Annotated in this window: 21 protein-coding genes and 2 pseudogenes; 7 read left to right on the top strand and 16 right to left on the bottom strand. The window is 37.2% G+C overall.

Features of this window, described 5'->3' with window-relative positions; all coding sequences use genetic code 11:
* Positions 1–234: 234 nt before the first annotated feature.
* The 4 genes from lysA to DKK70_RS13625 are packed head-to-tail and all read left to right on the top strand — an operon-like array spanning position 235 to position 5,678.
* Positions 235–1,632 carry a diaminopimelate decarboxylase gene (lysA, locus tag DKK70_RS13640; RefSeq protein WP_034883145.1) on the top strand — a complete coding sequence of 466 codons (1,398 nt, stop codon included), beginning with the start codon at positions 235–237 and terminating at the stop codon, positions 1,630–1,632.
* Between the two features lie 55 nt (positions 1,633–1,687).
* Entirely contained in the window at positions 1,688–3,100 is a 1,413-nt protein-coding gene (locus DKK70_RS13635; protein ID WP_110424255.1) for an APC family permease, read from the top strand.
* Between the two features lie 19 nt (positions 3,101–3,119).
* Positions 3,120–4,226, top strand: coding sequence for an alanine/ornithine racemase family PLP-dependent enzyme (locus DKK70_RS13630; protein ID WP_034883150.1), 1,107 nt, complete (start codon positions 3,120–3,122; stop codon positions 4,224–4,226).
* Positions 4,227–4,280: 54 nt separating this feature from the next.
* Positions 4,281–5,678: an amino acid permease gene (locus DKK70_RS13625; RefSeq protein ID WP_219999809.1), complete on the top strand. Its 1,398-nt coding sequence runs from the start codon at positions 4,281–4,283 to the stop codon at positions 5,676–5,678.
* A 110-nt stretch (positions 5,679–5,788) separates the two neighbouring features.
* Here the strand turns inward: DKK70_RS13625 and DKK70_RS13620 are convergent, their stop codons facing one another.
* From DKK70_RS13620 to aas, 13 genes and pseudogenes are all read right to left on the bottom strand, one after another.
* A complete protein-coding gene (locus DKK70_RS13620; protein WP_065577645.1) occupies positions 5,789–6,394 on the bottom strand; it encodes a MarC family protein in 606 nt (201 codons plus the stop codon).
* Between the two features lie 154 nt (positions 6,395–6,548).
* Positions 6,549–6,899: a 50S ribosomal protein L19 gene (gene rplS / locus DKK70_RS13615; protein ID WP_025314641.1), complete on the bottom strand. Its 351-nt coding sequence runs from the start codon at positions 6,897–6,899 to the stop codon at positions 6,549–6,551.
* A 31-nt stretch (positions 6,900–6,930) separates the two neighbouring features.
* The gene (gene trmD, locus DKK70_RS13610) at positions 6,931–7,683 is read right to left on the bottom strand and encodes a tRNA (guanosine(37)-N1)-methyltransferase TrmD (RefSeq protein ID WP_110434493.1); all 753 of its coding nucleotides are present in this window, start codon (positions 7,681–7,683) and stop codon (positions 6,931–6,933) included.
* Between the two features lie 16 nt (positions 7,684–7,699).
* Positions 7,700–8,230, bottom strand: coding sequence for a ribosome maturation factor RimM (rimM, locus tag DKK70_RS13605; protein WP_110434492.1), 531 nt, complete (start codon positions 8,228–8,230; stop codon positions 7,700–7,702).
* A 19-nt stretch (positions 8,231–8,249) separates the two neighbouring features.
* Positions 8,250–8,498, bottom strand: a complete 249-nt coding sequence (gene rpsP, locus DKK70_RS13600; protein WP_034900786.1) for a 30S ribosomal protein S16 — start codon at positions 8,496–8,498, stop codon at positions 8,250–8,252.
* Positions 8,499–8,757: 259 nt separating this feature from the next.
* Positions 8,758–9,126 (bottom strand): DUF956 family protein, encoded by a 369-nt coding sequence (locus DKK70_RS13595; protein ID WP_110424251.1) that lies wholly within the window; start codon positions 9,124–9,126, stop codon positions 8,758–8,760.
* A gap of 149 nt (positions 9,127–9,275) precedes the next feature.
* On the bottom strand, positions 9,276–10,187 hold the full coding sequence (locus DKK70_RS13590) for a PTS system mannose/fructose/sorbose family transporter subunit IID (RefSeq protein WP_110434491.1): 912 nt from the start codon (positions 10,185–10,187) through the stop codon (positions 9,276–9,278).
* Positions 10,188–10,203: 16 nt separating this feature from the next.
* Positions 10,204–11,004, bottom strand: coding sequence for a PTS mannose/fructose/sorbose transporter subunit IIC (locus tag DKK70_RS13585; RefSeq protein WP_110434490.1), 801 nt, complete (start codon positions 11,002–11,004; stop codon positions 10,204–10,206).
* A 21-nt stretch (positions 11,005–11,025) separates the two neighbouring features.
* Positions 11,026–11,583: pseudogene (locus DKK70_RS17720) on the bottom strand (PTS system mannose/fructose/N-acetylgalactosamine-transporter subunit IIB); the annotation flags it as partial.
* Between the two features lie 44 nt (positions 11,584–11,627).
* Positions 11,628–12,000, bottom strand: a pseudogene (locus tag DKK70_RS17715) (PTS sugar transporter subunit IIA); the annotation flags it as partial.
* A 215-nt stretch (positions 12,001–12,215) separates the two neighbouring features.
* Positions 12,216–13,127 (bottom strand): N-acetylmuramic acid 6-phosphate etherase, encoded by a 912-nt coding sequence (murQ, locus tag DKK70_RS13575; protein WP_110434488.1) that lies wholly within the window; start codon positions 13,125–13,127, stop codon positions 12,216–12,218.
* Positions 13,114–14,301, bottom strand: a complete 1,188-nt coding sequence (lplT, locus tag DKK70_RS13570; RefSeq protein WP_110434487.1) for a lysophospholipid transporter LplT — start codon at positions 14,299–14,301, stop codon at positions 13,114–13,116. Before lplT ends, murQ begins: the two co-directional genes overlap by 14 nt.
* Before the next feature lie 15 nt (positions 14,302–14,316).
* Positions 14,317–16,464, bottom strand: coding sequence for a bifunctional acyl-ACP--phospholipid O-acyltransferase/long-chain-fatty-acid--ACP ligase (gene aas / locus DKK70_RS13565; protein WP_110434486.1), 2,148 nt, complete (start codon positions 16,462–16,464; stop codon positions 14,317–14,319).
* A gap of 200 nt (positions 16,465–16,664) precedes the next feature.
* Between aas and DKK70_RS13560 the strand changes: the two genes are divergently transcribed.
* Both DKK70_RS13560 and DKK70_RS13555 read left to right on the top strand, forming a co-directional pair.
* Positions 16,665–17,639 carry an ornithine cyclodeaminase family protein gene (locus tag DKK70_RS13560; RefSeq protein ID WP_110434485.1) on the top strand — a complete coding sequence of 325 codons (975 nt, stop codon included), beginning with the start codon at positions 16,665–16,667 and terminating at the stop codon, positions 17,637–17,639.
* A gap of 488 nt (positions 17,640–18,127) precedes the next feature.
* Positions 18,128–19,561 carry a hypothetical protein gene (locus DKK70_RS13555; RefSeq protein WP_146210883.1) on the top strand — a complete coding sequence of 478 codons (1,434 nt, stop codon included), beginning with the start codon at positions 18,128–18,130 and terminating at the stop codon, positions 19,559–19,561.
* Between the two features lie 595 nt (positions 19,562–20,156).
* On the opposite strand, the gene gpsA is transcribed toward DKK70_RS13555, so the two are convergent.
* Genes gpsA through DKK70_RS13540 form a run of 3 tightly spaced genes read right to left on the bottom strand, consistent with a single transcriptional unit; the run spans position 20,157 to position 22,155 of the window.
* Entirely contained in the window at positions 20,157–21,170 is a 1,014-nt protein-coding gene (gene gpsA / locus DKK70_RS13550; protein WP_110434483.1) for an NAD(P)H-dependent glycerol-3-phosphate dehydrogenase, read from the bottom strand.
* 36 nt (positions 21,171–21,206) lie between these two features.
* Positions 21,207–21,689 carry a protein-export chaperone SecB gene (gene secB, locus DKK70_RS13545; RefSeq protein ID WP_034883175.1) on the bottom strand — a complete coding sequence of 161 codons (483 nt, stop codon included), beginning with the start codon at positions 21,687–21,689 and terminating at the stop codon, positions 21,207–21,209.
* A gap of 25 nt (positions 21,690–21,714) precedes the next feature.
* Entirely contained in the window at positions 21,715–22,155 is a 441-nt protein-coding gene (locus DKK70_RS13540; RefSeq protein WP_110434482.1) for a rhodanese-like domain-containing protein, read from the bottom strand.
* A 131-nt stretch (positions 22,156–22,286) separates the two neighbouring features.
* Between DKK70_RS13540 and DKK70_RS13535 the strand changes: the two genes are divergently transcribed.
* Positions 22,287–22,781 (top strand): DUF4952 domain-containing protein, encoded by a 495-nt coding sequence (locus tag DKK70_RS13535; protein ID WP_146210882.1) that lies wholly within the window; start codon positions 22,287–22,289, stop codon positions 22,779–22,781.
* Positions 22,782–22,871: the final 90 nt, after the last annotated feature.

Below are 22,871 nucleotides of genomic sequence, written 5' to 3'. Positions count from 1 at the left end.
GGATTATTGCTAAGTATAGCTAGCGTTGATTTAAATATCTTTCAATTATTACTAAAAAAAGTGACAAATTTTTGTCATAAAAACATATTTTTTACTAAATGACTAATATTAAATTTGTAATTATTCTGTTAATGGATTGATTATTTGTGTTTTTTTAAGTTGGCACGGTGATTGCATTGTAAGTGAGTAATTTTTTACTTACCTTTTTTTATGTACTAATTAACTGGAGGTCATATGTCCGACACAATTATGTCAAATTATAACAAATTACGTACCGATCTAATAACAAAAGATCGCCGTTTCAGTGCGCAAGACGGTAAACTTTGTTTTGACGGTGTGAATTTGGAAGAATTAGCCAAGAAATATCCAACACCTTTTTATGTATTTTCTGAAAAAGAAATTGACCGTAATATTCAGGAAATCAAAGATTCGTTTAAAGCTCATCCAAACACTAAAATTTTCTATGCGTCAAAAACTTGTTCAGTTATGGGTGTTCTTAAAGCGATTAAAGATGCGGGTATCTATGCAGAAGCGAACTCAATGTTTGAAGTGCGTAAATGTTTAGAAATCGGTTTCCCAGGTAGTCAAATTGTTTTCAACGGTGTGGTTAAAAAACCGGTTGATTTAGAATTTGCAATCCAAAACGATCTTTATATCATCAACGTTGATAGTTTATATGAATTAGATATCATCGATGAAATTTCACGTCGCTTAAAGAAAGTAGCCAATGTTTGTGTGCGTGTTGAACCAAATGTTCCATCAGCAACTCACGCAGAATTAGTTACTGCTTACCACGCTAAATCAGGTATCGATTTAGAACAAGCTGAAGAAACTTGTCGTCGTATTCTTGAAATGCCTTATGTGCATTTACGTGGTTTACATATGCACGTGGGTGACCAAGTGCCTGAAGCAGAACCATTTGCTAAAGCAACCAAAGTATTAGTTGATGAATCACGCCGTTTAGAAGAAGTTTTAGGCATTAAATTTGATTTAATCAACGTAGGTGGTGGTATTCCAGTTCCTTATAAATACGATGATGAAAATGGTAATCCATTACAAGACAACATGTATGCCGGTATTACTGCACAAGATTTCGCTGATGCGGTAATTAGTGAAGTTCACAAATGGCGTACAGACGTTGAAATCTGTATCGAACCAGGTCGTAAAGTTACCGGTTCAGCAGGTGTGCTTTTAACTGAAGTTGCTTGTGAAAAACGTAAAACTAACTACGATTTAGACGGTAACATTGAAGAACATGTTGAATGGAAATTTGTTGATGCTGGTTATAGCGTATTATCTGACAGCCAACACTTTGATTGGTTCTTCTATGTTTATGATGCGTCAAAAATTACTGAACAACATGATGAGTACATTAAATTAGCTGGTCCATTATGTGATGGTGGTGACTATTTCCACGTTGGTGTTAAAGGTGAAGAATTCTTATTACCTAAAGACACTCAAATTGGCGATATCATTGCTTTCCTTGATGCTGGTGCTTATACCATCGAAAGCCAAACAGTTTATAACAATCGTCCACGTACAGCTGTTGTTATGATTGATAAAGAAGGCAAAGACCGATTGATTCGCCGTGAAGACACTTACGAGGATATGGTTGGATACGACGTGTATTAATCATGAGCTATCTGGGGCACTTAGTGCTCCAGATATTATAATGTGAGGTTATTTTATGAGTGATTCTAAAGATTCAAGTTTACTTGGTATTAAAGACATTGTGTTTATGAATGTTATTGCCATACTAAGTTTACGTCAAATTCCTAATGTTGCTCCTTATGGAGCGTCAGCAATGGTCCTTTGGCTACTTGCTGCATTTTGTCTGTTTTTCCCATTAGCTATGGTTTGTGGTGAACTTTCTACTGGTTGGCCAAAAGATGGTGGGATATTTGTTTGGGTAAAAGAAGCGTTTGGTAAACGAGTTGGCTGGATAGTGGTCGTTTGTTTCCTATTCTCATGCGTACTTTTCTTCCCATTAATGTTGCAATTTGGCTTTACGGCAATTGGTTACATGTTTAGTCCTGAATTAGCGCAAAATCAGGTGTTTATTGGTGTTGGCTCCATGGTGGTATTCTGGATCTTAACATTAATGAATATCAAAGGGATGAAATGGACTAAAATCATTAACAGTGTTAGTGCATGGTTAGGGGTATTTATTCCTGCTGGTATTATCGTGTTATTAGCCATTGTATGGTTAATGACTGGTCATCCAATGGCAACTGATTATAGTCATGTTAGTGATTGGATTCCGGATTTAAGTAGCTGGGATACTATTGTATTTTTATCAAGCATGATGTTTGCTTTTGCTGGACTTGAAGTGGCACCAATGATTGCTGGTCGTACTCGTGATCCACAACGTGACTTCCCTAAAGCAATGGCAGTATCTGCAATTGTTATTGTGGGTATCTATATGATCGGTACTTGGGCAATTAATACTTTATTACCTGCTGCTGATACCGATATTGTTGCCGGTGTAATGCAAGCGATGGAAGCTGCCGCTCAAGAGTTACATATGCCTTGGTTATTACCTGTAATGGCAATCTGTTTATTCTTTGGTGCATTGGGTCAAATTAACTCATGGTTAGTTGGTCCTATCTATATGTTACAAGAAGCATCAAAAGAAGATAATTTACTTGGCGAACGTATTGGTCGTTTACATCCGGTATATCAAACACCAGCATTTGCTTTAGTTATCCAAGCAATCATTGTAACGGTACTTTGTTTCTCAACATTCGTATCACCAAGTATTGCTGCTGCATATTGGATGTTAACTGCATTAACAACCATTTGTTACTTTATCCCTTATTTAGTGATGTTTATTGCTTACTATCGCTTACGTATTACTCAACCAGATGTACCACGTAGCTTTAAGATCCCAGGTAAAGTATTACCAATTGTTTTACCAGGTTTAGGCTTCTTATCTACGCTATTTGCGGTGATCTTAGTGTTTATTCCACCAGCACAAATAGATATGGGTGGATATGTTGAGTACATCGCGAAAATTGTTGGTGGTGCAGTGCTTGCAATTGTGTTAGCTGAATGGATATACCATCGCGCACAAAAACGTAATCGCTTGCAACAACAATAAGATATAGAGGAGTAATTTTATGTACAAACCTATATTGGAAATTGATTTAGGTAAATTAAAAGACAATGCTCGTGTTGAAAAAGAGCTATTGGCTAAACACGGCATTGAAGTAATGGCAGTAAATAAAGTCTTTGACGGTTGTGTGGAGACCGCCAAAGCGGTACTTGATGGCGGTATTGATGTTATCGCCGAATCAAGAACTTACAATTTGAAGAAACTTAAAGACGCTTTAAATTGTAAAACTTGTTTACTACGTAGTCCTTGTTTAAGCGAGATCAGCGAAGTAGTTAAATATGCTGATATTAGCTTGAACAGTGAAAAACAAGTTATCCAAGCACTTTCTGATGAAGCGGTAAAACAGCAAAAAATCCATCAAGTCCTATTAATGGTGGATATGGGGGATTTGCGTGAAGGTATTTGGTTTGAACATGTCGATGATATTATCGAGACAGTCAAACTTATCCTTTCTCTACCGGGCGTTGAGCTATATGGTCTGGGTACTAACTTTAACTGCTATGGTACGGTTCTACCAACTGTTAAAAATGGTGTGGACTTTTTACATATAGCGCGTAAAGTAGAGCAAGCTTGTAATATCAAGATCAAGTATCTATCAGCTGGTAACTGTACAAGTTATCATCTGCTTGATAAAGGGATCTGGCCAGAAGGACTTAATCACATCCGAATTGGTGGTTTACATGAGTTTGGGATTGAGTATGTAGATATGAAATATCTTGATGAATTTCATCACTCAAACAAACCTGTCGAAAAAGCTTGTAGTGACATGTATAAATTATATGCACAAATTATTGAGCTTAATAGTAAACCAACGGTTCCGGTCGGTGAGCTAGGTGTTGATGCCTTTTTGAACAGCAAAACTTTTGTTGATCATGGTACTCGCAAACGAGCACTTCTTGCTTTTGGCCGCCAAGATGTACCAGCAGAAAGCTGTATACCGATTAATGATAACATTACGGTATTGGGTCAAACTAGCGATCATACTATTGTTGATATCGAAGATGTTTCTGAAACATTACGAGTTGGCGATATGATTGGCTTTGAACTTGATTACACAGCTCTTCTTATGGCTTGCCAAACCAACGGTGTAGAAAAACGGTTTGTTTATTAATATGTATCAGCTGCTGGGCAACCAGCAGCTATTATTGATTACTAGGCGGTTTACATGGCAACATCAGAATCTCAAGAAAGTCCTTATCCCAGTACCTTAAAGAAAAACTTAAAAAATCGTCATTTATTGATGATTTCCTTAGGTGGCTCAATTGGTACTGGATTATTTATTGGTATCGCAGCACCACTTAGCACGGTTGGACCTTTAGGGACCATTATCGCATATCTACTTGCGGGTAGTATTATGCTATCTACTATGCTTTGCTTAGGTGAGCTTTCTTGTGCATTCCCGCATGCGGGTTCTTTTCAACATTATGCATTAATGTTTATTCCTCATCCTATCTGGAGTTATACCATTGGTTGGTTATATTGGCTAAGCTGGGTGCTGTCTATGGCGGCTGACTTAACCGCAGCTTCTATGATTGCTCATCAAGTTTTTTCCTCTATCCCCATCTACATTCTTAGTTTAATTATTTTAACCGTTATCACTTGTGTCCATTTAACTTCGGTTCGCGCCTTTGGTGAAAGTGAATACTGGTTTTCAACGATTAAAGTATTAGCTATTATTGCGTTCATTGCAGTTGGTATATATCTACTTTATCAACAATATAATCAAACGCATGAGTTACCGACATTTAAAACCGATCAAGGTTGGTTCCCTAATGGCTTTTTATCCATCTTTGTCTGTATGACGATTGTTACCTATTCTTTTCAGGGCGTGGAATTAATCGGTAGTGCTGCCGGTGAAGCGCAATCACCACAAACGGTATTACCGAAAATTATTACTGGTGTGGCATTTCGTATCATCTTGTTTTATGTGTTAGCGATAGCCGTATTAGCACTGGTTTATCCTTATGGTACAACACATGATGAGATTAGCCCATTTGTTTGGGTATTTAATAAAGCGGGAATTAACTTTGCTTCTTATGCGATGCTGTTTGTTATCTTTTGTGCGGCGATTTCGGCTGCTAATTCGGCGGTTTATGCCAGTTCGCGAATGTTATGGTCGATGGCTCAGGATAATTTAGCGCCAAAATCTTTTTCAAAAGTGAATAAACGCGGCGTGCCAACCAAAGGAATATTATTTATCGCCATTATTGCCTTAGTTTCGCTATTTTCGAAATATATCGCGGCTGAAAAATTATATCTCTATTTAGTGGCAAGTACCGGACAAGTTGGTTGTTTTGCGTGGATAATTATTGCTTGGTGTCAGTACCAATTTCGCAAAGGTGTGAATCAAGGTAAGTACAGTAAAGATATGATTAAATTTAAATCACCGCTATTTCCTTGGTTAGCGATGATCTCCATTACCGTTAACATTATTATTATTGTTGGCGTATGGTTTGGTGAGTCAGGGCATTTTATTTTATTATCAGAAGTGCTTTTAATTTTTGTTATCTTAGTTTCATACTACTTTTTTAAAAAACGACATTTAACTAATAAATTAAATTAATCTTATTCTTTATTTATGTAATCACCTAAACTCTCAATTAAAGGTGATTACATACTATCAGTGATAACTTTCTCTATCTTTATTTCTATCTGAAAGAGGACTAGCCTGACTTATTTTAGGAATGCAGCAACGCCTGTAAAAACAACTTGTGCCGCAATCGCTGATATTAATAATCCGGTGAGTTTTGACAAAATGGCAATACCGGTATTTTTTAACACTTTAGCAATGCTTTTAGCACATAGTAACATGGCGTAAATACCACTTGAGGCAATCAATAACGAAAGCGCGCCAATCAGATTTTGCATAATACCAACTGAACTCGTCCCCATAACAATGATGGTACCGATGGATGCCGGCCCCATACATAGCGGTATTGCTAATGGCACGACACTAATATCATCATCATCACTATGAATTTTATTTTTTTCAGGCGAATCATTCATTAATGTCACCGCGGTAATAAACAGTAATGCTCCCGAGCCAATTCTAAATGCGTCGAGTGTAAAACCAAACACGCTGAACATCGCATTACCAAAAAAGAATAGCACAATACCAATAATAAATACCGCACACGATGTTTTAAGTGCCGTTTTACGGCGTTGTGGTTCATCATACTGCTTAGTACCACTTAAAAATGCACTTAGTACAGCTGGTGGCGTCATCAATGCAAATAACTTGGTTGTGGTGGCAAGAATCTCAACAAGATAGTTGTCCATAGTGTTACCTTTTTTATTACTAGATATTGCTTGAAATGTGTCAACGATTGTTGGCGGGAATGAACTATAATACCCATAAAAACGGTCACCATAAAGGTGACCATATTTAATTGGATATATTTTAATGTGTATATTAAATATTAACCAATTTGAATTAGTTAAGGCGCTCTTTGATACGCGCTGCTTTACCACGAAGTTCGCGTAAGTAGTAAAGTTTAGCTTGACGTACTTGACCACGACGTTTCACAGTAATTGAATCAACAATTGGTGAGTGAGTTTGGAATACTCGTTCAACACCTTCGCCATTCGAAATTTTACGTACTGTAAATGCAGAATGTAAACCACGATTACGAATTGCTACAACAACACCTTCATATGCTTGAAGACGTTTTTTGTTACCTTCAACAACCCATACTTTAACTTCTACCGTATCACCCGGGCGAAAAGACGGGATGTCTTTTTTCATTTGTTCTTGTTCTAATTGCTGAATAATTGCATTTTTCATAATTTTGTCTCTTACTAGTTATACTGAAATATTAATGGCTCTGTTCATCACGATATTCACGCTGGAATTCAGTGAGTAAACGTTGCTCTTCATCAGTCAGAGCTAGATTTTCAAGAAGATCTTCTCTTCTCAACCAAGTTCGTCCTAGTGATTGTTTTAATCGCCAACGACGAATCGCTTCATGGTGACCAGACATTAATACGTCAGGCACCGCCATTCCATCTAACACCTCAGGTCGAGTATAGTGTGGGCAATCAAGTAAGCCGTTAGCAAAAGAGTCTTCTTCTGCTGATGATTCATGATTTAATACACCCGGAATAAATCTGGCTAATGCATCAATCATTGTCATCGCCGGTAATTCACCGCCACTTAACACGTAATCCCCAATTGACCATTCTTCATCAATTTCGGTTTGGATAACGCGTTCATCTATACCTTCGTATCGACCACAAATCAAAATCAACTTTTGATATTGTGATAACTCGCAAACACCTTGTTGGTTTAATTTGCGCCCTTGTGGGGAAAGATAGATTACTTTGGTATCTTCACCTGCTACTGCCTTTGCTGCATGAATTGCATCTCTAAGTGGTTGTACCATCATTAACATGCCGGGACCACCACCATAAGGCCTATCATCGACAGTCTTATGCTTATCATGCGCAAAATCGCGCGGGTTCCAATAATCTACGGTTAACAGCCCATTTTTAACAGCTCGACCAGTTACGCCATAACAGGTAATAGCTTGGAACATTTCGGGAAAAAGGCTAATTACGCCAATCCACATATTCTTACCTTACCAATTAAAAAGCGGGATCCCAATCGACCACAATCATTTTTGTTGTTAAATCAACTTGTTTAATAAATTGTTCTTCAACAAAAGGGATTAAACGTTCTGTTGCTCCAAATGCATCTTTTAGATTTGCTTTAACGACCAATACATCATTAGAACCGGTTTCCATTAAATCAGTTACCTGACCTAAGTCATAACCATTAACTGTTTTTACTCGACAGCCAATGAGATCTTTCCAATAAAAATCACCTTGATTTAATTCAGGTAATTCTTCTGCATCAACAAATACTTCAGCATTGGTTAACGCATTAGCTTGGTCGCGATCATCAACGCCTTTGAGTTTGACAATCATGTCCTGATTATGCGGTTTAAAGCTCTCTACAATTACTTCTTGCCATTTTCCAGCACGCTGGATATACCAAGGTTTGTAATCAAAAATACTATCTGGAAGTTCTGTAAACGAAAAAATTCTGAGCCATCCACGAATGCCGTAGCTTGAACCAAGTTTACCAACAACAATTAGATTCTCAGTATTCATCATCACAGTTACTATTACTTAATTAAGCAGCTTTTTGTGCTTGTTTGATCAATGCATTAACACGATCAGAAACTGTTGCACCTAAACCAACCCAATGATTTACGCGATCAAGATCTAAACGTAATTCTTCTGCTTTACCTTGTGCAATTGGATTAAAAAAGCCAACGCGCTCAATAAAACGACCATCACGTGGGTTACGGCTATCAGTGACAACTACTTGATAAAAAGGGCGCTTTTTAGAGCCACCACGAGCTAAACGAATAGTTACCATAACATCCTCTTAAATTAAAAAATAATCTTTCTTTTGCCCAACATGGACAAAATCAAAGCCCCAGAATTATACTCTTTCTAGCAAAAAGTGCAATGACTGATTGAGTGTGTAGAAGCGTGGTGGTAGCGGTTATCCGCAAGTTTAATCATAAATGAACATAAATTCATCTGGTTAACCAAGCGCATTGCAGACAATTCGCTTAATTGATAATAGTTGGCTTGGTTTACTGAGATATTGCTGTCTAATAGATGGTTTATTTTTAGGACTTTTTACGTCGAAAAGCACGAATTAAGACGTCGAAAAACCCTAATGATTTGACCATTTTTTGGCTATCAACATAGACTCGTATTGCTCTTAATACTTTCTTTGGCTCTTTGGAGGCAAAAGCAAATGTTCCATCTTTTTTGGTTTGTATGGAGTATCGAGATATCCACTTACCTTTAAAAAATACCGAGGCGATAACATAATCGACTTCTTCCCAAGGAATTTGAATATATTTGCGTGGATCACGTTGATGATAGAATTCAAATGCTTTATCGCCAATCATAATGTCGCCATATTCTGAAAATCCTGAAAATGCAGTCGCTTTAACTGTTAAATCTATTTTGGTATTTAATGATTGCACCATTTAATTGCTTGTTTCCATTATGCTAATTTGAGTTAGTTATTTCACCCTTTTCCCGTGATTGATGGTGAAAAGGGTGAGTAATGTTTGAGGGAAGCACAATTTTTACTTAAAAAGTGCCTTCCTCAATTTTTTAGTTAACATTCTTGATGTTATAAAAGACCAACAACGTGACCAATAATACCGACTAAGAATAGTCCAAGAATAATTAAAATAGGGGATACTTTTTTACGAAGTAACCACATACATAAGAAAGTTAATAGTAATGGCACCAGTCCAGGAATTAACTGATCTAAGTTATTTTGTAAGGTAGTTACTTTTTCTTGGCTCAGCGCAAGTCCACTTTGCATTTGGATTAATGCTTGGTGAATACCTTCGGCACCAGAGGGTAGTGAATTCCAATCAATAAATGCACCATTATCTAATTTTACTGTTGATACAACAGGTTGGAATTTTATTGATACCCACCTTTGTACCAAAGCTGCCAAGACAAACATCCCCAATATAGATGCACCTTTAGTGATTTTTTGCAGTAAACCACCACCTAAATTATCGGTAATTTTCGAACCGGTACGGTAACCAAATTCTTGAGTAAGCCACATAAAGGAGCAACGAATAATATTCCAAAGTAAGAAGAATAAAATTGGTCCTAAAATATTACCACTTAAGGCAAGTGAAGCGCCTAATGCACCAAGCATAGGACGAACGGTAAACCAGAATACTGGATCACCAACCCCTGCTAAAGGTCCCATCATCCCCACTTTAACCCCTTGAATAGCGACATCATCAACTGGTGCACCATTAGCACGTTCTTCTTCAAGGGCTAAAGTCACACCAAGTACCGGTGATGCTAAATAAGGGTGAGTATTAAAAAATTCTAAATGACGTTTAAGCGCGGCTGAACGATCTTCTTTTGTGGTATATAATTTTTTGATAGCTGGAATCATTGAATAAACCCAACCACCATTTTGCATACGTTCGTAGTTCCAAGAACCTTGAAGGAAAGTTGAACGCCAAGCTACCGCTAAACGGTCTTTTTTGCTTAAATGAATTTTATCTGTCATGTTCTTCTCCAAGTTCTTAGTAATCATTCAAAATATCATCAAGTGGATCGCCTTTACTACCACCATTTGATGAATTGCCACGTTCAGAAAGATTGAGATAAATCAGTGCTAAAGCAATACCTAGCGCACCTAATGCAATCAAGGTTAATTGTGATATCGCGGCAACGACAAAACCGATAATGAAAAATGGCCAAACTTCACGGTTTGCCATCATATTGATTACCATCGCATAACCAACAGCAACCACCATACCGCCACCAATAGCCATACCCGTTGTTAACCATTCAGGCATTGAGTTTAATGCTTCCTTGACTGCATCGGCAGGAATAAACAATAGTGCTGCTGCTGGGATTGCGATACGTAAACCTTGTAAACAAACTCCTAATATTTGCAACAATTCGATTCTACGAATATTACCTTGCTCTGCTGCGGCGTCCATTAAATGCACTAATGGCACGGCAATAGTTCTTACGATCATAGTTAAAAATAGACCAGCAACCGCAAGTGGGATAGCAATAGCGATAGCTGTCGCTACCCCCGCTTCACCTTGTCCACCAAGTACTAAAATGATTGACGAAGCAACGGCAGCAAGTGCGGCATCAGGAGCAACGGCGGCACCAATATTTGCCCAACCTAGTGCTATCATCTGTAATGATCCACCTAACATAACACCCGCTTCTAGATTTCCTGTTACAAGACCAATTAATGAACAAGCAACTAATGGTTGATGGAACTGGAATTGATCCAAAATACCTTCCATCCCCGCTAGGAACGCAATAACTATCACTAAAATGATAGCAATAATCGATAAAGTCATAATAATAACCTCTTAATTAAACTAATTTTTCTGTCCGGCTAATTCTTGTTTCGCTTTCTTTAATAATTCATCCATATTATCGTTAGAATCATTAGGTACTTTGCGAACGTCAAATTTCACATTTTTCGCTTTTAATTTTTCGAATGTATCAACATCTTCAGTGCTCATAGACAGCACTTTATTGACCATTACCTTGCCAACAGAGTGAGCCATGGAACCAACATTTAATGTTTGAATATCAACACCACCTTCGACAGCACGAAGTACATCTTCCGGGTTTTCGAAAAGTAATAAAGCTTTAGTGTTACCAAAACGTGGATCATGCGCAACTTCGATAATTTTTTTAATTGGCACGACATTAGCTTTAACTCCTGGAGGTGCAGCTTCTTCAATCAGTTTTTTTCTTAGCTCATCTTTGGCAACTGAGTCTGAAACCACGATAATACGATTAGGGTTAGTGGTTTTAGTCCAAGCGGTTGCTACCTGTCCGTGTAACAAGCGAGAGTCGACGCGCGCTAATACAATTTTCAACTTACCATCACCTATTACGGTACCTTCAGGGATCGCACCTGACTGTTGGTTGTTTGGTGTTGGTTTAGCTGCCACTTCAACTGTTGTTCGAATACCATCTTGGGCTGATTCGATAATGGCGGCAGCCACTTCTTTGGCGGTATCCATCGATAAACGTGATGAATAAGCTTCGATCAACATGGGAAGGTTCAAACCGGCAACGATAGCCCAATTTGGGTGTTCGCCACAAAGAGTATTGGCTTGATTAAATGGCGTACCGCCCCATAAATCTACTAAAAACAGTATTTCATTTTGGTTATCGAAAGTAGCAATTGCTGATAGCATCCTTTCTTTTAAACTTTCAGGACTATCACTTGGATGCAAAGTAACGGCTTTAACATTCTCTTGCTCTCCAAATATCATCGTCCCTGATTGTAAAATACCTTCAGCAAACTCACCATGAGTTGCCAGGATAATTCCAACCATAACGTACCTCCTAGTTTTTTATATTATAGCTAATATAAAGTTAATAAAATCAATCTACATTTTTTTTATTTTAATTAACAATATGATTTATAAATTCGATCTTCATCAAAATTTAATAAAAAATATTGCTAAATTTATTAAATAATCTTTCTTTATCCTACAAGTTGTCTGATGATAATAAAGATTATTTATAAATAAGAGAATAAATTATTAATTTATTTAATGTGTTGCTCCAATGCCGTGCGGATAAAGCCATTATTTTGTTCTAGAGTTGTTTTTGCTTGCTGAGCTGTTAATCCGGCTAGGATCATTAAAATAGCTGTTTTACAATGTTGGTTACATTGGTTTAAGGTTGTGATCGCTGTCTGGCGACTACAATCGGTGGCTTGCATGACAATGGATATTTGTCGTTCAACCAACTTAGCATTAGTGGCTTCAACATCAACCATTAAATTACCATAAACTTTGCCGATTTTAATCATGCTAGCGGTGGTTAGCATATTAAGTACCAATTTTTGTGCCGTACCTGCTTTCATTCTTGATGAACCGGTAACGACTTCTGCACCGACGATTGGGGTGATGGCTATATTGGCCAAATTAATCATAGGTGCATTGGCATTGCAGCATAAACTGATTACTGTTGCACCAAGTGATTTGGCATATTGCATGCCGCCGATAACATATGGTGTGCGACCACTTGCGGCGATCCCCACTAAGATATCTTGTTCACTAAAATTAATGTTTTTTAGATCATTAACCGCTAATTCAGGTGAATCTTCTGCGTTTTCAACCGCTTTAAATATGGCAGGGTGCCCACCAGCGATTAATCCAACCACTTGTTCAGGGGCTGTTCCATAAGTAGGCGGACACTCGCTGGCATCTAAAATCCCCAAGCGCCCTGAGGTGCCGGCACCAAGGTAAATTAAACGACCTCGATTTAACAAGGCGTGACTAATTGCATCCACTGCTTTGGCTATATTGGTTAGTTGTTTTTCAACCGCGATGGCTACTTTTTTATCTTCATTATTGATAATTTGCAGAATCTCCAGTGTTGATGCGCAATCTATGTTTTCGCTCGCACTGTTGCGATTCTCAGTAATCATTACTGATAAATTAATGTTTGGCATGTGATTTTAATCCTAACCATACAAAGGCGATAATAATAGCAAATAGCATACCAAAACCGACACCAATTGTAATGACTGATAATTCACAAGCGACCGCTAATGTATAAGCACTGAGCATAATCATCATTGCACTATACTCGCTTAAGTTCTGTATCGAAATAACACTACCTGCACCGATAAGCTCTTTACCTATTTTTTGAATTAATGCATTGAGTGGGACTAAAAAATAACCGCCTAACGCACCAATAATCACTAATAATATATAAGAACTAATCATATTGCTTTGTAGCGTAAATGCGATGACCGCCAATCCCATTAATATTCCAGCTGGAATACAGCGAAGTGTATTGGATATTGAAACCGTCGCACTAGCAAGCCCTGCACCAACAACAATACCTATTGCCACAACCGCATTTAGATTAGTTGGTGTTGAATTGTCAGTAATACCTAAAACAACTGGCACCCAGCTAATTAATAAAAAACGCAAGGTAATGCCGGCTCCCCAAAATAGGCTAGTGCCGAGTAAAGTATAAAGTGCTTGTTTATTGTTGAAGATGATTTTAAAGGTTTTAGCAAAATCTTTTATCATACTCATAAACTTCCACTCAATATCTTGTCGAGCAGCAGGTAGTTTGGGAATAAAAATGTTTGCTATCACCGCCAGCCCATACATTAGCACACAAGTAAGTAACGCTAATGTAATATCTAAATCAGCAATATGGCCACCAGCAAGTGAGCCCAGCAAAATAGCAGCAATGGTAGATGCTTCAATTAAGCCATTAGCTTTAACTAGATTATCACCAGACGTCAGCTCACCTAAAATACCGTATTTTGCCGGTGAGTAGCCAGCTGCTCCCACACCAACTAGGAAATAACCTAAAAATGGGTTGATATTTAGGCAGATGATGGCGGCGCCTAATAATTTTACCCCATTAGAAATCATCATCGCTTTGCCTTTAGACATACTGTCGGCAAATTGCCCAACAAAAGGTGAAAGAAGGATAAAAGGAATTACAAAACCGATTTGCAATGCTGATTGGCTCCATTCTGGATAATGGAGCTGCTTAATAAAAGCAAGGATAGCAAAAAAAATTGCATTGTCAGCAAAAGCCGAAAAAAACTGAGCTAGCATGGTCGCAGCCATGCCTACCGTTATAAGAGGTTGTTTACTCATATCCTATCCTTGTGGCTATTGCGTTTCATCAGCCATTTTGCGTAAGGTAATAAAATCGATTTTACCTGTACCAAGTAATGGCAACTCTTTAACCAAGCGAATATCCCGAGGGATGGCTAAGGCAGGAATACCTAAATCTTGCGCTGCTTGATTAAGCTGTTCACGAGTTAATTTAGTCGAAGTCGTAAATAGTACCAGAGCTTCACCTTTAGCGGCGTCAGCCTTTACTGTTGCACCATGCATCGCATCAGGGTCGACTTTTTTAGCCAATGCTTCAACACTTTCAAGTGAGACCATTTCACCAGCAATTTTGGCGAAGCGTTTTAAGCGTCCTTTAATTGTTAAAAATTCATCTTTATCAATCGCAACGATATCGCCAGTATCATACCAACCTTTATCTGCATTACCGTTTTCATCGATGGCAACCGGAGCTTCAAGTACGCCTGGTTTTTCAACGCGTAAGTAACCTTTCATCACGTTAGGCCCTTTAAGCTGTAATTCACCACCATTGGTAATGCCTGAAATGGGTATTAATCTCGATTCCATTCCCGGTAATAAACGACCAACGGTTCCAGCTTTAAAGGCCATCGGCACATTAAGGGCAACAACAGGTGCACACTCGGTTACGCCATAACCTTCTAAAATTCGGATACCGTACTTATCTTTCCACTGCTCACGCACCGCATCGGACAGTTTTTCAGCACCGGCAACTACATAGCGTAAGCGCATAAAATCATAAGGATGGGCATATCGGGCATAGTTAGCTAAAAAAGTTGGTGTACCAAACAATACGGTACAGTTTTGGTCATAAATGATTTCTGGCACCATACGATAATGTAATGGGTTTGGATATAAGAAGGTTCGACTGCCGGAAAATAACGGTAAAAATAAACCAGCCGTAATACCAAAGGCATGAAAAAGTGGTAATGCGGACATAAAACGGTCAGCAGGTGTTGGGTCGATAACGGTACGAATTTGTTCAACATTTGCCAATAAACTACCATGGCTATGCACAACGCCTTTAGGATTGCCTTCCGATCCTGAAGTGAATAACACTAAAGCCTCATCATCACTTGATTGTTGACGTTTCACTAACCGCGGAATGTATTGATGCACTGCAACGTATAGTTTATCAAAAAAGTTCAAACTGCTACGCAAGTCTTCGAGGAAATACCAATTGACATCCTTAATTTCTTCCAATAGATAATCAAGTTTACCTTTTTTAATAAATTTACGTGAAGTTATGATCGTTTTAATTTCTGCTGCAGTAACTGCACAAGTTACCCCTTTCGTTCCCGCAGTATAGTTAAGCATAGCGGGAATACGATTTTTAACCGATAGACCAAAAATAGTCGCAACAGTGATCGTTGCATTTGGTAGCAATAAGCCAACCCGCTCTTTCGGTTTGGTAATTTTAGCAATAATGCAACTAACGCCAATGATCTGCTTAAGTAGGTTCCGATAGGAGGCCTCGTGAGAGGTCGGATCTTGAACCATCCGCGATTTTACTCCATAGCGAACTTGGGCTTCGAGCAAAGCTTCAAAAAGAGTCAATTTTGGTCGACTTGCCATTCTGGCATTCATCATAATTTGATGTAATTTTTCACCAGCAATATATCTTCGTTCACTTGCTTTTGGTGAATCAGGCATTGGAATTGATTTTGGATCCAGTACATGGATAGTAATTTTGGGAAATAGGCGGCGCTTAAATAAGCCTTTTAACCGGCTAGTTAAGGTAAATTCGGCACCTTCTATCCAAACCGGTACAATGGTCGCCTGAGAACGCGCGGCAACAAATGCTGCACCATCATAAATTTTCATTAATGATCCGGTTATGGTAATTCGACCTTCCGGAAAAATAACAATAGGTCGTCCTTTTTCAATTTCACGGACTAATTTTTTAATCGCCATTGGACTTAATGGATCCATTGGCACAAAATCAACATAACGTTTGGCGAAACGTACTAACCAGTGATTAATATAACCTGCATAGATAGCAAATACTGGTTTTACCGGTAAAAATACGCCAATTAAGACGCCGTCTAGAAAGGAAACATGATTAGGAGTGATAAGTAATCTGTCTTGTTTTAAATTATTAAGATTTCCATGAATCTTAACATGAAATAAAATCTTTAAAAAAAATTTTAATATTTTAAATAACATCTGATTTCTCAATTTCCGTGCAATATTGCACAATGTAATAATAGTGAAAATAAATTAAATATACAAGAAAGCAAAATTCATTTCATACATATCCTTAATAAACAATAAGTTGTATTTTAAATTTTGCTGTAAAAGATTAAATAATAGACATCAGATAACAAAAAAGTAAAATAAATGTTAAATAACCGTAAGGAATAAAAATGCTAATTTTAACTGCCCATGATATTCAACAATTCTATACTATGCAAGATGCAATCGCTGCTGATAAGCAAGCACTGAAAATTTATACTCAAGGTAATAGTGAAGTGCCTTTACGTATCAACTTTGATATGCAAAAAGGGCAATGTCTATTTATGCCTGCCCATATTAAAGAAAACGATGTTGTTGGATTAAAAATTGTCTCGGTTTTTCCTGATAATCCCAAATTGGGAAAACCATCGGTTCCGGCGCAAGTATTTATGATTGATCCTCAAACGGGCGAAGTTTGTGCGATATTAGATGGCACATTTGTTACCCAATTGCGAACCGGTGCGGTACAAGGTGCTGCCACCGATTTATTAGCAAAAAAGGATGCTAAACGAGCAGTATTAATTGGTACTGGTGGGCAAGCTGCTGCACAATTAGAAGCTATGTTAACGGTACGGCAGTTAACCGATGTAGCGATCTATGGGCTTGATGCCAGTAAAGGCAAGGCGTTTGTCGAAGAGATGAAAAAACGCTTCGCCCATTTTTCTGCTAACCTCTATTTTTCTCATAATTTGGATGAAGATATTCACCAAGCCGATATTATTACCTCGGTCACCACATCAAAAGTGGTTACCTTTAATGGTGATCTGGTTAAGCCGGGAACCCATGTCAATGGCGTAGGAGCTTACACGCCAGAAATGCATGAAATTCCAAGTAATATTGTTGAAAACGCTGATATTCGCGTGCTTGATACTAAAGATGGCGTATTTGCTGAAGCGGGTGATATTATCGATCCAATTAATCAACAGTTAGTCACACAACAAGATTTTTATGAGTTGGGGGATTTAGTTAGCGATCCACAAAAATGTCGCCAAAATGATCAGCAAATCACTTTATTTAAAACGGTAGGAACGGCTGTTTTAGATGTCTATGTTGGTTATGATATTTATCAGAAAGCCAAACAAAAGGGCTTTGGAACGAATATCTAATCCTTCCTTCAAAAAGTAGCACCCCCTTACCTAAAAAGTAGCGTAAAGGGGGGAGAGCATCAAAATTCTTCTAATCTAACTTAACATTTAAATGGTATTTATACCTTAAAAATTGGTATTTTTTCTCACTATTTCAAAGTGAAAATCGGCAAGAATATTTACAAAAGTTAACAATTAAAATAATTAAAATAAGTTGCGTAGTTTTTTCAACACATTATAATTTTACTTTTATTAAATTGATTATTAAATAATCGGTTAAGTTAAGATAAATTCAAATAAAACAAAATATTAATTGACAGGAATGTCGGAATGCATTATAATTTTCAACACCCAACACCCAACACCCAATCTGCCCAACTTTAGATCTCAATTCATCTAATTTTAACCCTCAAGGTTTAGTCTTTCAGTTTAATTTTTATTGTCATAAAATCATAAGTTCTTTACTAAGCTATTTTGGTCGCTCCTTTAAAGGGTGGCAGATCTTTTTAGTGATATTATCTATTTTGCTGATGCTGGCTAGCAATCCCTGTAAAGCTTTAACGTCGGTAACTAGCAATTTTATTTATGGTCATGCGCCGTATTTAACCTTAGATGGTGGTCATACTCGAGTAATGGATACTGATGGTTTGCTTGGGATAAGCTTATCCAATGGAGCTCGACTCACGCCGACAACTAATAATTCAACACAATCCAATCCAATCGAATTACCTAATTTTGGTGAAACGTTAGCTAATGTTGAGATGTTTATCCCCATTAATACTAATTCAATCGAGTTAAATTTACTTATTGGCGCACCTTACTTTTATTGGGGGGACGATGATGGTGACGGTCAAGGTAGTGATGGTATTTCGGCCAATGGTAGCTTAAGTTTAACCATCGTTGATAACAATAACCAAGCGGTCGCCCGTAACGCAAGATTGGATATATGTAACGCGCCCTATAAATTGACATTGAATAGTTCTGGAGGTGCTTTAACTACCCGTTATGGGTTTCCAAAAAGTTCAAATTTTAATGCAAGTACTGCCACTTATTATATTAATCCTAAGGCTTTACCAAAGGTTTGCTTTGCTAAACCTAATCTAAAATATGGTAAAAATAGTGAACCAGATTCGTGGGCACACGGTGTCGATTTTCGAGGCCCTATTAGCATGTGGAATGAAAATAAGGGCTTTATTCCTCAGTCTAGTAATCCATCTTTTTATTATTTAAACTTTCCGTCTACAGGGGCTGACCATTTATATTTTGATTTAGAGATAGCTGGTAGTGGTCCTTTAAAGTGGGAACCGGTTGAGCATAATGGTATTACAGCTACGATTGATGCAAACTCTACTGGTAACCGTGTTAAAGTTACACTAACAGGCCCTGTTGCATCGAAACAACAATGGAATTCAGATAGGCCCAATGAAATAGCAAATGAAATAAAAATACTTAGACCTAATTTACCGCAAACATTTGAGTTGGTTGGTAAAGATGACAATGGTAATACTATTATCAAGTATGGATTTAAATTAAAGCAGTGGTTTGTCAACCGTGGAAATAAAGAGGGAAAGTACTATAACTATATTGATACACAAAAATGGTGTGAAAATATAAATTACCGTTTGCCGATGGTAAAGGATTTAACTAACGCATCTTGTCAAGGAATAAATTCAGGTCGTTGGTGTCAAGGTGCAAATGTTGGTGCTATTTATCCGTCACCTAATAATTATTACCAACGTAGAATTGATGCAGGATTCTTTTCTGAGTGGGGTGATATGTATTACTATTCTGATGCTAGCTTTGGCTTTTATGGTCGAGATGGCTACTGGACAAGTGATCATCACCCAACAGATGGCGATCCGTACATTGTTCATTCCTCCCATGGTCATATCGGTTGGGGGCGCGTAGACTATGAAGGAAGAGGGCTTTGCGTGGTGCCTTAGCTTTTATTTTTAGTAGAGCAATTAAAATAGAAAATAACAATTCGTTATTAATTCGTTACTTTTTCTCTTACAATCAAGAGGGCAACGTTAGCGAGCTTGAACGCGATATTGTGTGAAAATAGGCATGCTGAGTTTTATGTTGTAACTCTCTATTAATTCAGAATAAATATTATAAAGCGCTATGAACTCCTTAATTATTTTTACAAAAAGATAACCTACTTTATAAATTATAAAATGAGGGTAGTTAACAATAATTTTTTATTGCTCGTTATTCTAAGTGATTGCTGTATTTAAGGATATTGTTTAGGTTATTTAACTTTTTTATTTTTAGTTAATAATTATTGGTTGATGACCGAGACTCCTCGATTATTTTTTAAAAAATAACCAATAATCAATTTTAAAAAATATAAATTTGCTACATTTGAAATTTATAAGTAGTTCCGATTTCAATTTAGTCATATGATGAGTAAATTAAAGAAAAGGTAAAAATTTATTAGAGCTAAAATTGATGTTAATACTAATTTATTAGCCGTAACAACAAAGTTAACAGGTTAAATAAAATAATCTGAGGGAAGGATGGTTGTTTGCTTTAAAACTAGCTTTTTAGCTCTTGTTTTTGTGAACGCCCCAGTAATGACATGGCTGCCTGTTTTGGATCTTTATGTTCGTAAAGCACTTTATAGATTTGCTCTGTGATAGGCATATCAACATGATATTTTTGCGCTAATGTCCAAACTTCTTTAGTATTTCGACAACCTTCAACCACTTGAGCAATGATATCTTGCGCTTCCTGAATCGATTTGTTTTGTCCCAGTAAAATACCAAAGCGACGATTTCGTGACTGATTATCGGTACATGTTAGCACCAAATCCCCTAATCCAGCCATACCCATAAAGGTGGCAGGATCGGCACCAAGTGCTTCGCCTAAACGCATCATTTCGGCTAGTCCACGTGTAATTAAAGCGGTTCTCGCATTGGAGCCAAACCCCAGTCCATCCGATAACCCAGCACCAATGGCAATAACATTTTTAACCGCACCACCAAGTTGAACACCGATAAAGTCTTTGCTGCTATAAACACGAAATGATTTACTACAGTGGAATAAATTTTGTAATTCAGTTAAAAATTGTTCGTCGGTGGACGCAACGGTGACAGCTGTTGGTAAGCCAGATGCGACTTCTTTGGCAAAAGTTGGACCCGAAATTACCGCTAATGGGATTTTGTTTCCTAACACTTCTCGTGCAACATCTTGTAATAATCGACCGGTATCTACTTCAAGGCCTTTGGTGGCCCAAACGATTTTGCTGTCTTTTCTTAAAAAGGGTTTAATTCGTTTAAGAATGCTGCCAAAAACGTGGCTAGGTACAACGATTAATAAAATAGGTGAAGCAGCAACGGCAGTTTGCAGGTCTGCTTCAATTTGCAATTGGTCAGGAAATGGAATATCCGGTAAAAACTGTCTATTTTGTCTATCATGCTGCAAAATAGCCATTTTATCTGGGTTATGTCCCCACAATAAGGTTTTATGACCATTACGTGCTAGTAATATAGCTAGTGAGGTTCCATAAGAACCTGCACCAATAACTGTCACTGCAGCATTTTTATTCATAAACAATCCACTAGACTTTGTTAATTAATTTAACAATTATTGTATAGTTTCAGAAGCTTTGTTTTGAGCTTCTTGCTCTTGCTGTTGTAAATAGTTAATGAACAGTGCTTCAAAATTTACCGGTTCTAAATTAAGTTGTGGGAATGTTCCTTTGTTCACTAAGCTTGAAATAACTTCACGTGCATAAGGGAATAAAATATTAGGGCAATAAGCACCAACACAGTGTCGAATTTGTGCCTCGTCAAATCCAATAAGTGAGAAAATACCTGATTGAGTAACTTCACAAATATACACAACTTCTTCTTGTTGTTTTACCGTTACAGTAACACGTAAAGAAACTTCATGTACTTCATCACTTAATGCTTGTGATGCTGAATTTAGTTCTAAATTCATTTCCGGTTGCCATTGTTTTGTGAAAATTTCTGGCACGTTGTTAGTTTCGAATGAAACATCTTTGATATAAATACGTTGAATCGCAAATTGTGTTTCTGGTTGTTGTGTATTGTTTTGTTCAGTCATGATAAAACCTTATTTTAAAATTATATTATTTTCTAACTAATGGTAAGTTTTCGCCGTTCCATCCAGCAATACCATCTTTTAATGTAAATACATGCAAAAAACCCTGTTTGACTAATACTTCACCGATGCTTGCTGATGTTAAACCATTGTCATCAACCACAATGATGATATTTTCTTTGAATTTATCAATAGTTTTCGCGCTGGCATTTTTAATATCGATGGGTAATATGTTGTGAGATTCTGTAATGTGCCCTTTTTTGAAGCTATCTGCTGAGCGAATATCAACAATAACTGCATTTTGATTGTTCATCATATTGATCGCTTGCGCGTTATTAATTATTTTCACTTTTGATAGTTTACTTTTCACGGTTAACACAATGATTGCAACAAACAACACAATCCAACCTAATGAAAGTAAAAGGTGATTTTTGATAAAAGGTATAATTTCGAGCGTAACAAAGTCCATACTTTTGTGATTACCTAGTTTTATAAAAAATAAGTTAAGATTATAACGATATTGTCTACTGAAATATAGACCTAAAGGGAGAAATCTTATTTTAAGTTGATAAGATTTAAAGAATAAGAAAGGAAAAATCTGTGATATTAAAAAGAGTTATTTTGTTGTTATGCCTTTTATTGGCTGTCATTCCTTCCGTTTTTGCTGATAATTCAACAAAGAATTCCCCCCTCATTAACCTAATGGACGGTAATCAAACTGAACCTCTACTATTTGATCCAAATTTAACCTGTCGAGATTTTTTTCTGGAAATTGATGCTAATGCACCTGATTATTTTCAATATTATGATTGTCAAATGCAAGATGAAGGTCAAACATGGCCAATAACAGTAATTTATAAAGTTGACGGTAAATATGCTAAGCAAGCCCACCAATATTTGATTAAAACTATGGGAATGGGGGATCTGAAATATTTATGCTGTTATTGGGAACAACAAAAACCAGTAATGATCGTTAATCCAAAGGATAACTTATTATATGAGGCGTCGTTTTCTTCAGGTGAAACACTCAAACGTGATTGGGATGAAACGACTTTTTATTTAACCATAACCGGTTTTCGAAAATACGATATTTAAATCGATAACACTTTTTAGCAGATTAATGATGTTCAAGTTCAGCAGAAATGTAGCATAAGTAACTTTATGTTACATTTTGGTGCGTTATTT

Source organism: Gilliamella apicola (genome assembly GCF_003202655.1).
GTDB classification, from domain to species: domain Bacteria; phylum Pseudomonadota; class Gammaproteobacteria; order Enterobacterales; family Orbaceae; genus Gilliamella; species Gilliamella apicola_R.
The sequence above is the reverse complement of the archived record's forward strand: the minus strand, read 5'-3'. Positions and strand labels throughout refer to the sequence as shown.

Excerpts from the sequence above, each read along its gene's own strand:
- DKK70_RS13635 (WP_110424255.1), top strand. The coding sequence starts at position 1,688 with ATGAGTGATTCTAAAGATTCAAGTTTACTTGGTATTAAAGACATTGTG.
- trmD (WP_110434493.1), bottom strand. The coding sequence starts at position 7,683 with ATGTGGATTGGCGTAATTAGCCTTTTTCCCGAAATGTTCCAAGCTATT.
- DKK70_RS13620 (WP_065577645.1), bottom strand. The coding sequence starts at position 6,394 with ATGGACAACTATCTTGTTGAGATTCTTGCCACCACAACCAAGTTATTT.
- rplS (WP_025314641.1), bottom strand. The coding sequence starts at position 6,899 with ATGAAAAATGCAATTATTCAGCAATTAGAACAAGAACAAATGAAAAAA.
- rimM (WP_110434492.1), bottom strand. The coding sequence starts at position 8,230 with ATGATGAATACTGAGAATCTAATTGTTGTTGGTAAACTTGGTTCAAGC.
- lplT (WP_110434487.1), bottom strand. The coding sequence starts at position 14,301 with ATGAGTAAACAACCTCTTATAACGGTAGGCATGGCTGCGACCATGCTA.
- DKK70_RS13630 (WP_034883150.1), top strand. The coding sequence starts at position 3,120 with ATGTACAAACCTATATTGGAAATTGATTTAGGTAAATTAAAAGACAAT.
- DKK70_RS13625 (WP_219999809.1), top strand. The coding sequence starts at position 4,281 with ATGGCAACATCAGAATCTCAAGAAAGTCCTTATCCCAGTACCTTAAAG.
- DKK70_RS13540 (WP_110434482.1), bottom strand. The coding sequence starts at position 22,155 with ATGGACTTTGTTACGCTCGAAATTATACCTTTTATCAAAAATCACCTT.
- DKK70_RS13560 (WP_110434485.1), top strand. The coding sequence starts at position 16,665 with ATGCTAATTTTAACTGCCCATGATATTCAACAATTCTATACTATGCAA.
- murQ (WP_110434488.1), bottom strand. The coding sequence starts at position 13,127 with ATGCCAAACATTAATTTATCAGTAATGATTACTGAGAATCGCAACAGT.
- DKK70_RS13595 (WP_110424251.1), bottom strand. The coding sequence starts at position 9,126 with ATGGTGCAATCATTAAATACCAAAATAGATTTAACAGTTAAAGCGACT.
- gpsA (WP_110434483.1), bottom strand. The coding sequence starts at position 21,170 with ATGAATAAAAATGCTGCAGTGACAGTTATTGGTGCAGGTTCTTATGGA.
- secB (WP_034883175.1), bottom strand. The coding sequence starts at position 21,689 with ATGACTGAACAAAACAATACACAACAACCAGAAACACAATTTGCGATT.
- rpsP (WP_034900786.1), bottom strand. The coding sequence starts at position 8,498 with ATGGTAACTATTCGTTTAGCTCGTGGTGGCTCTAAAAAGCGCCCTTTT.
- DKK70_RS13585 (WP_110434490.1), bottom strand. The coding sequence starts at position 11,004 with ATGACTTTATCGATTATTGCTATCATTTTAGTGATAGTTATTGCGTTC.
- aas (WP_110434486.1), bottom strand. The coding sequence starts at position 16,464 with ATGTTATTTAAAATATTAAAATTTTTTTTAAAGATTTTATTTCATGTT.
- DKK70_RS13590 (WP_110434491.1), bottom strand. The coding sequence starts at position 10,187 with ATGACAGATAAAATTCATTTAAGCAAAAAAGACCGTTTAGCGGTAGCT.
- lysA (WP_034883145.1), top strand. The coding sequence starts at position 235 with ATGTCCGACACAATTATGTCAAATTATAACAAATTACGTACCGATCTA.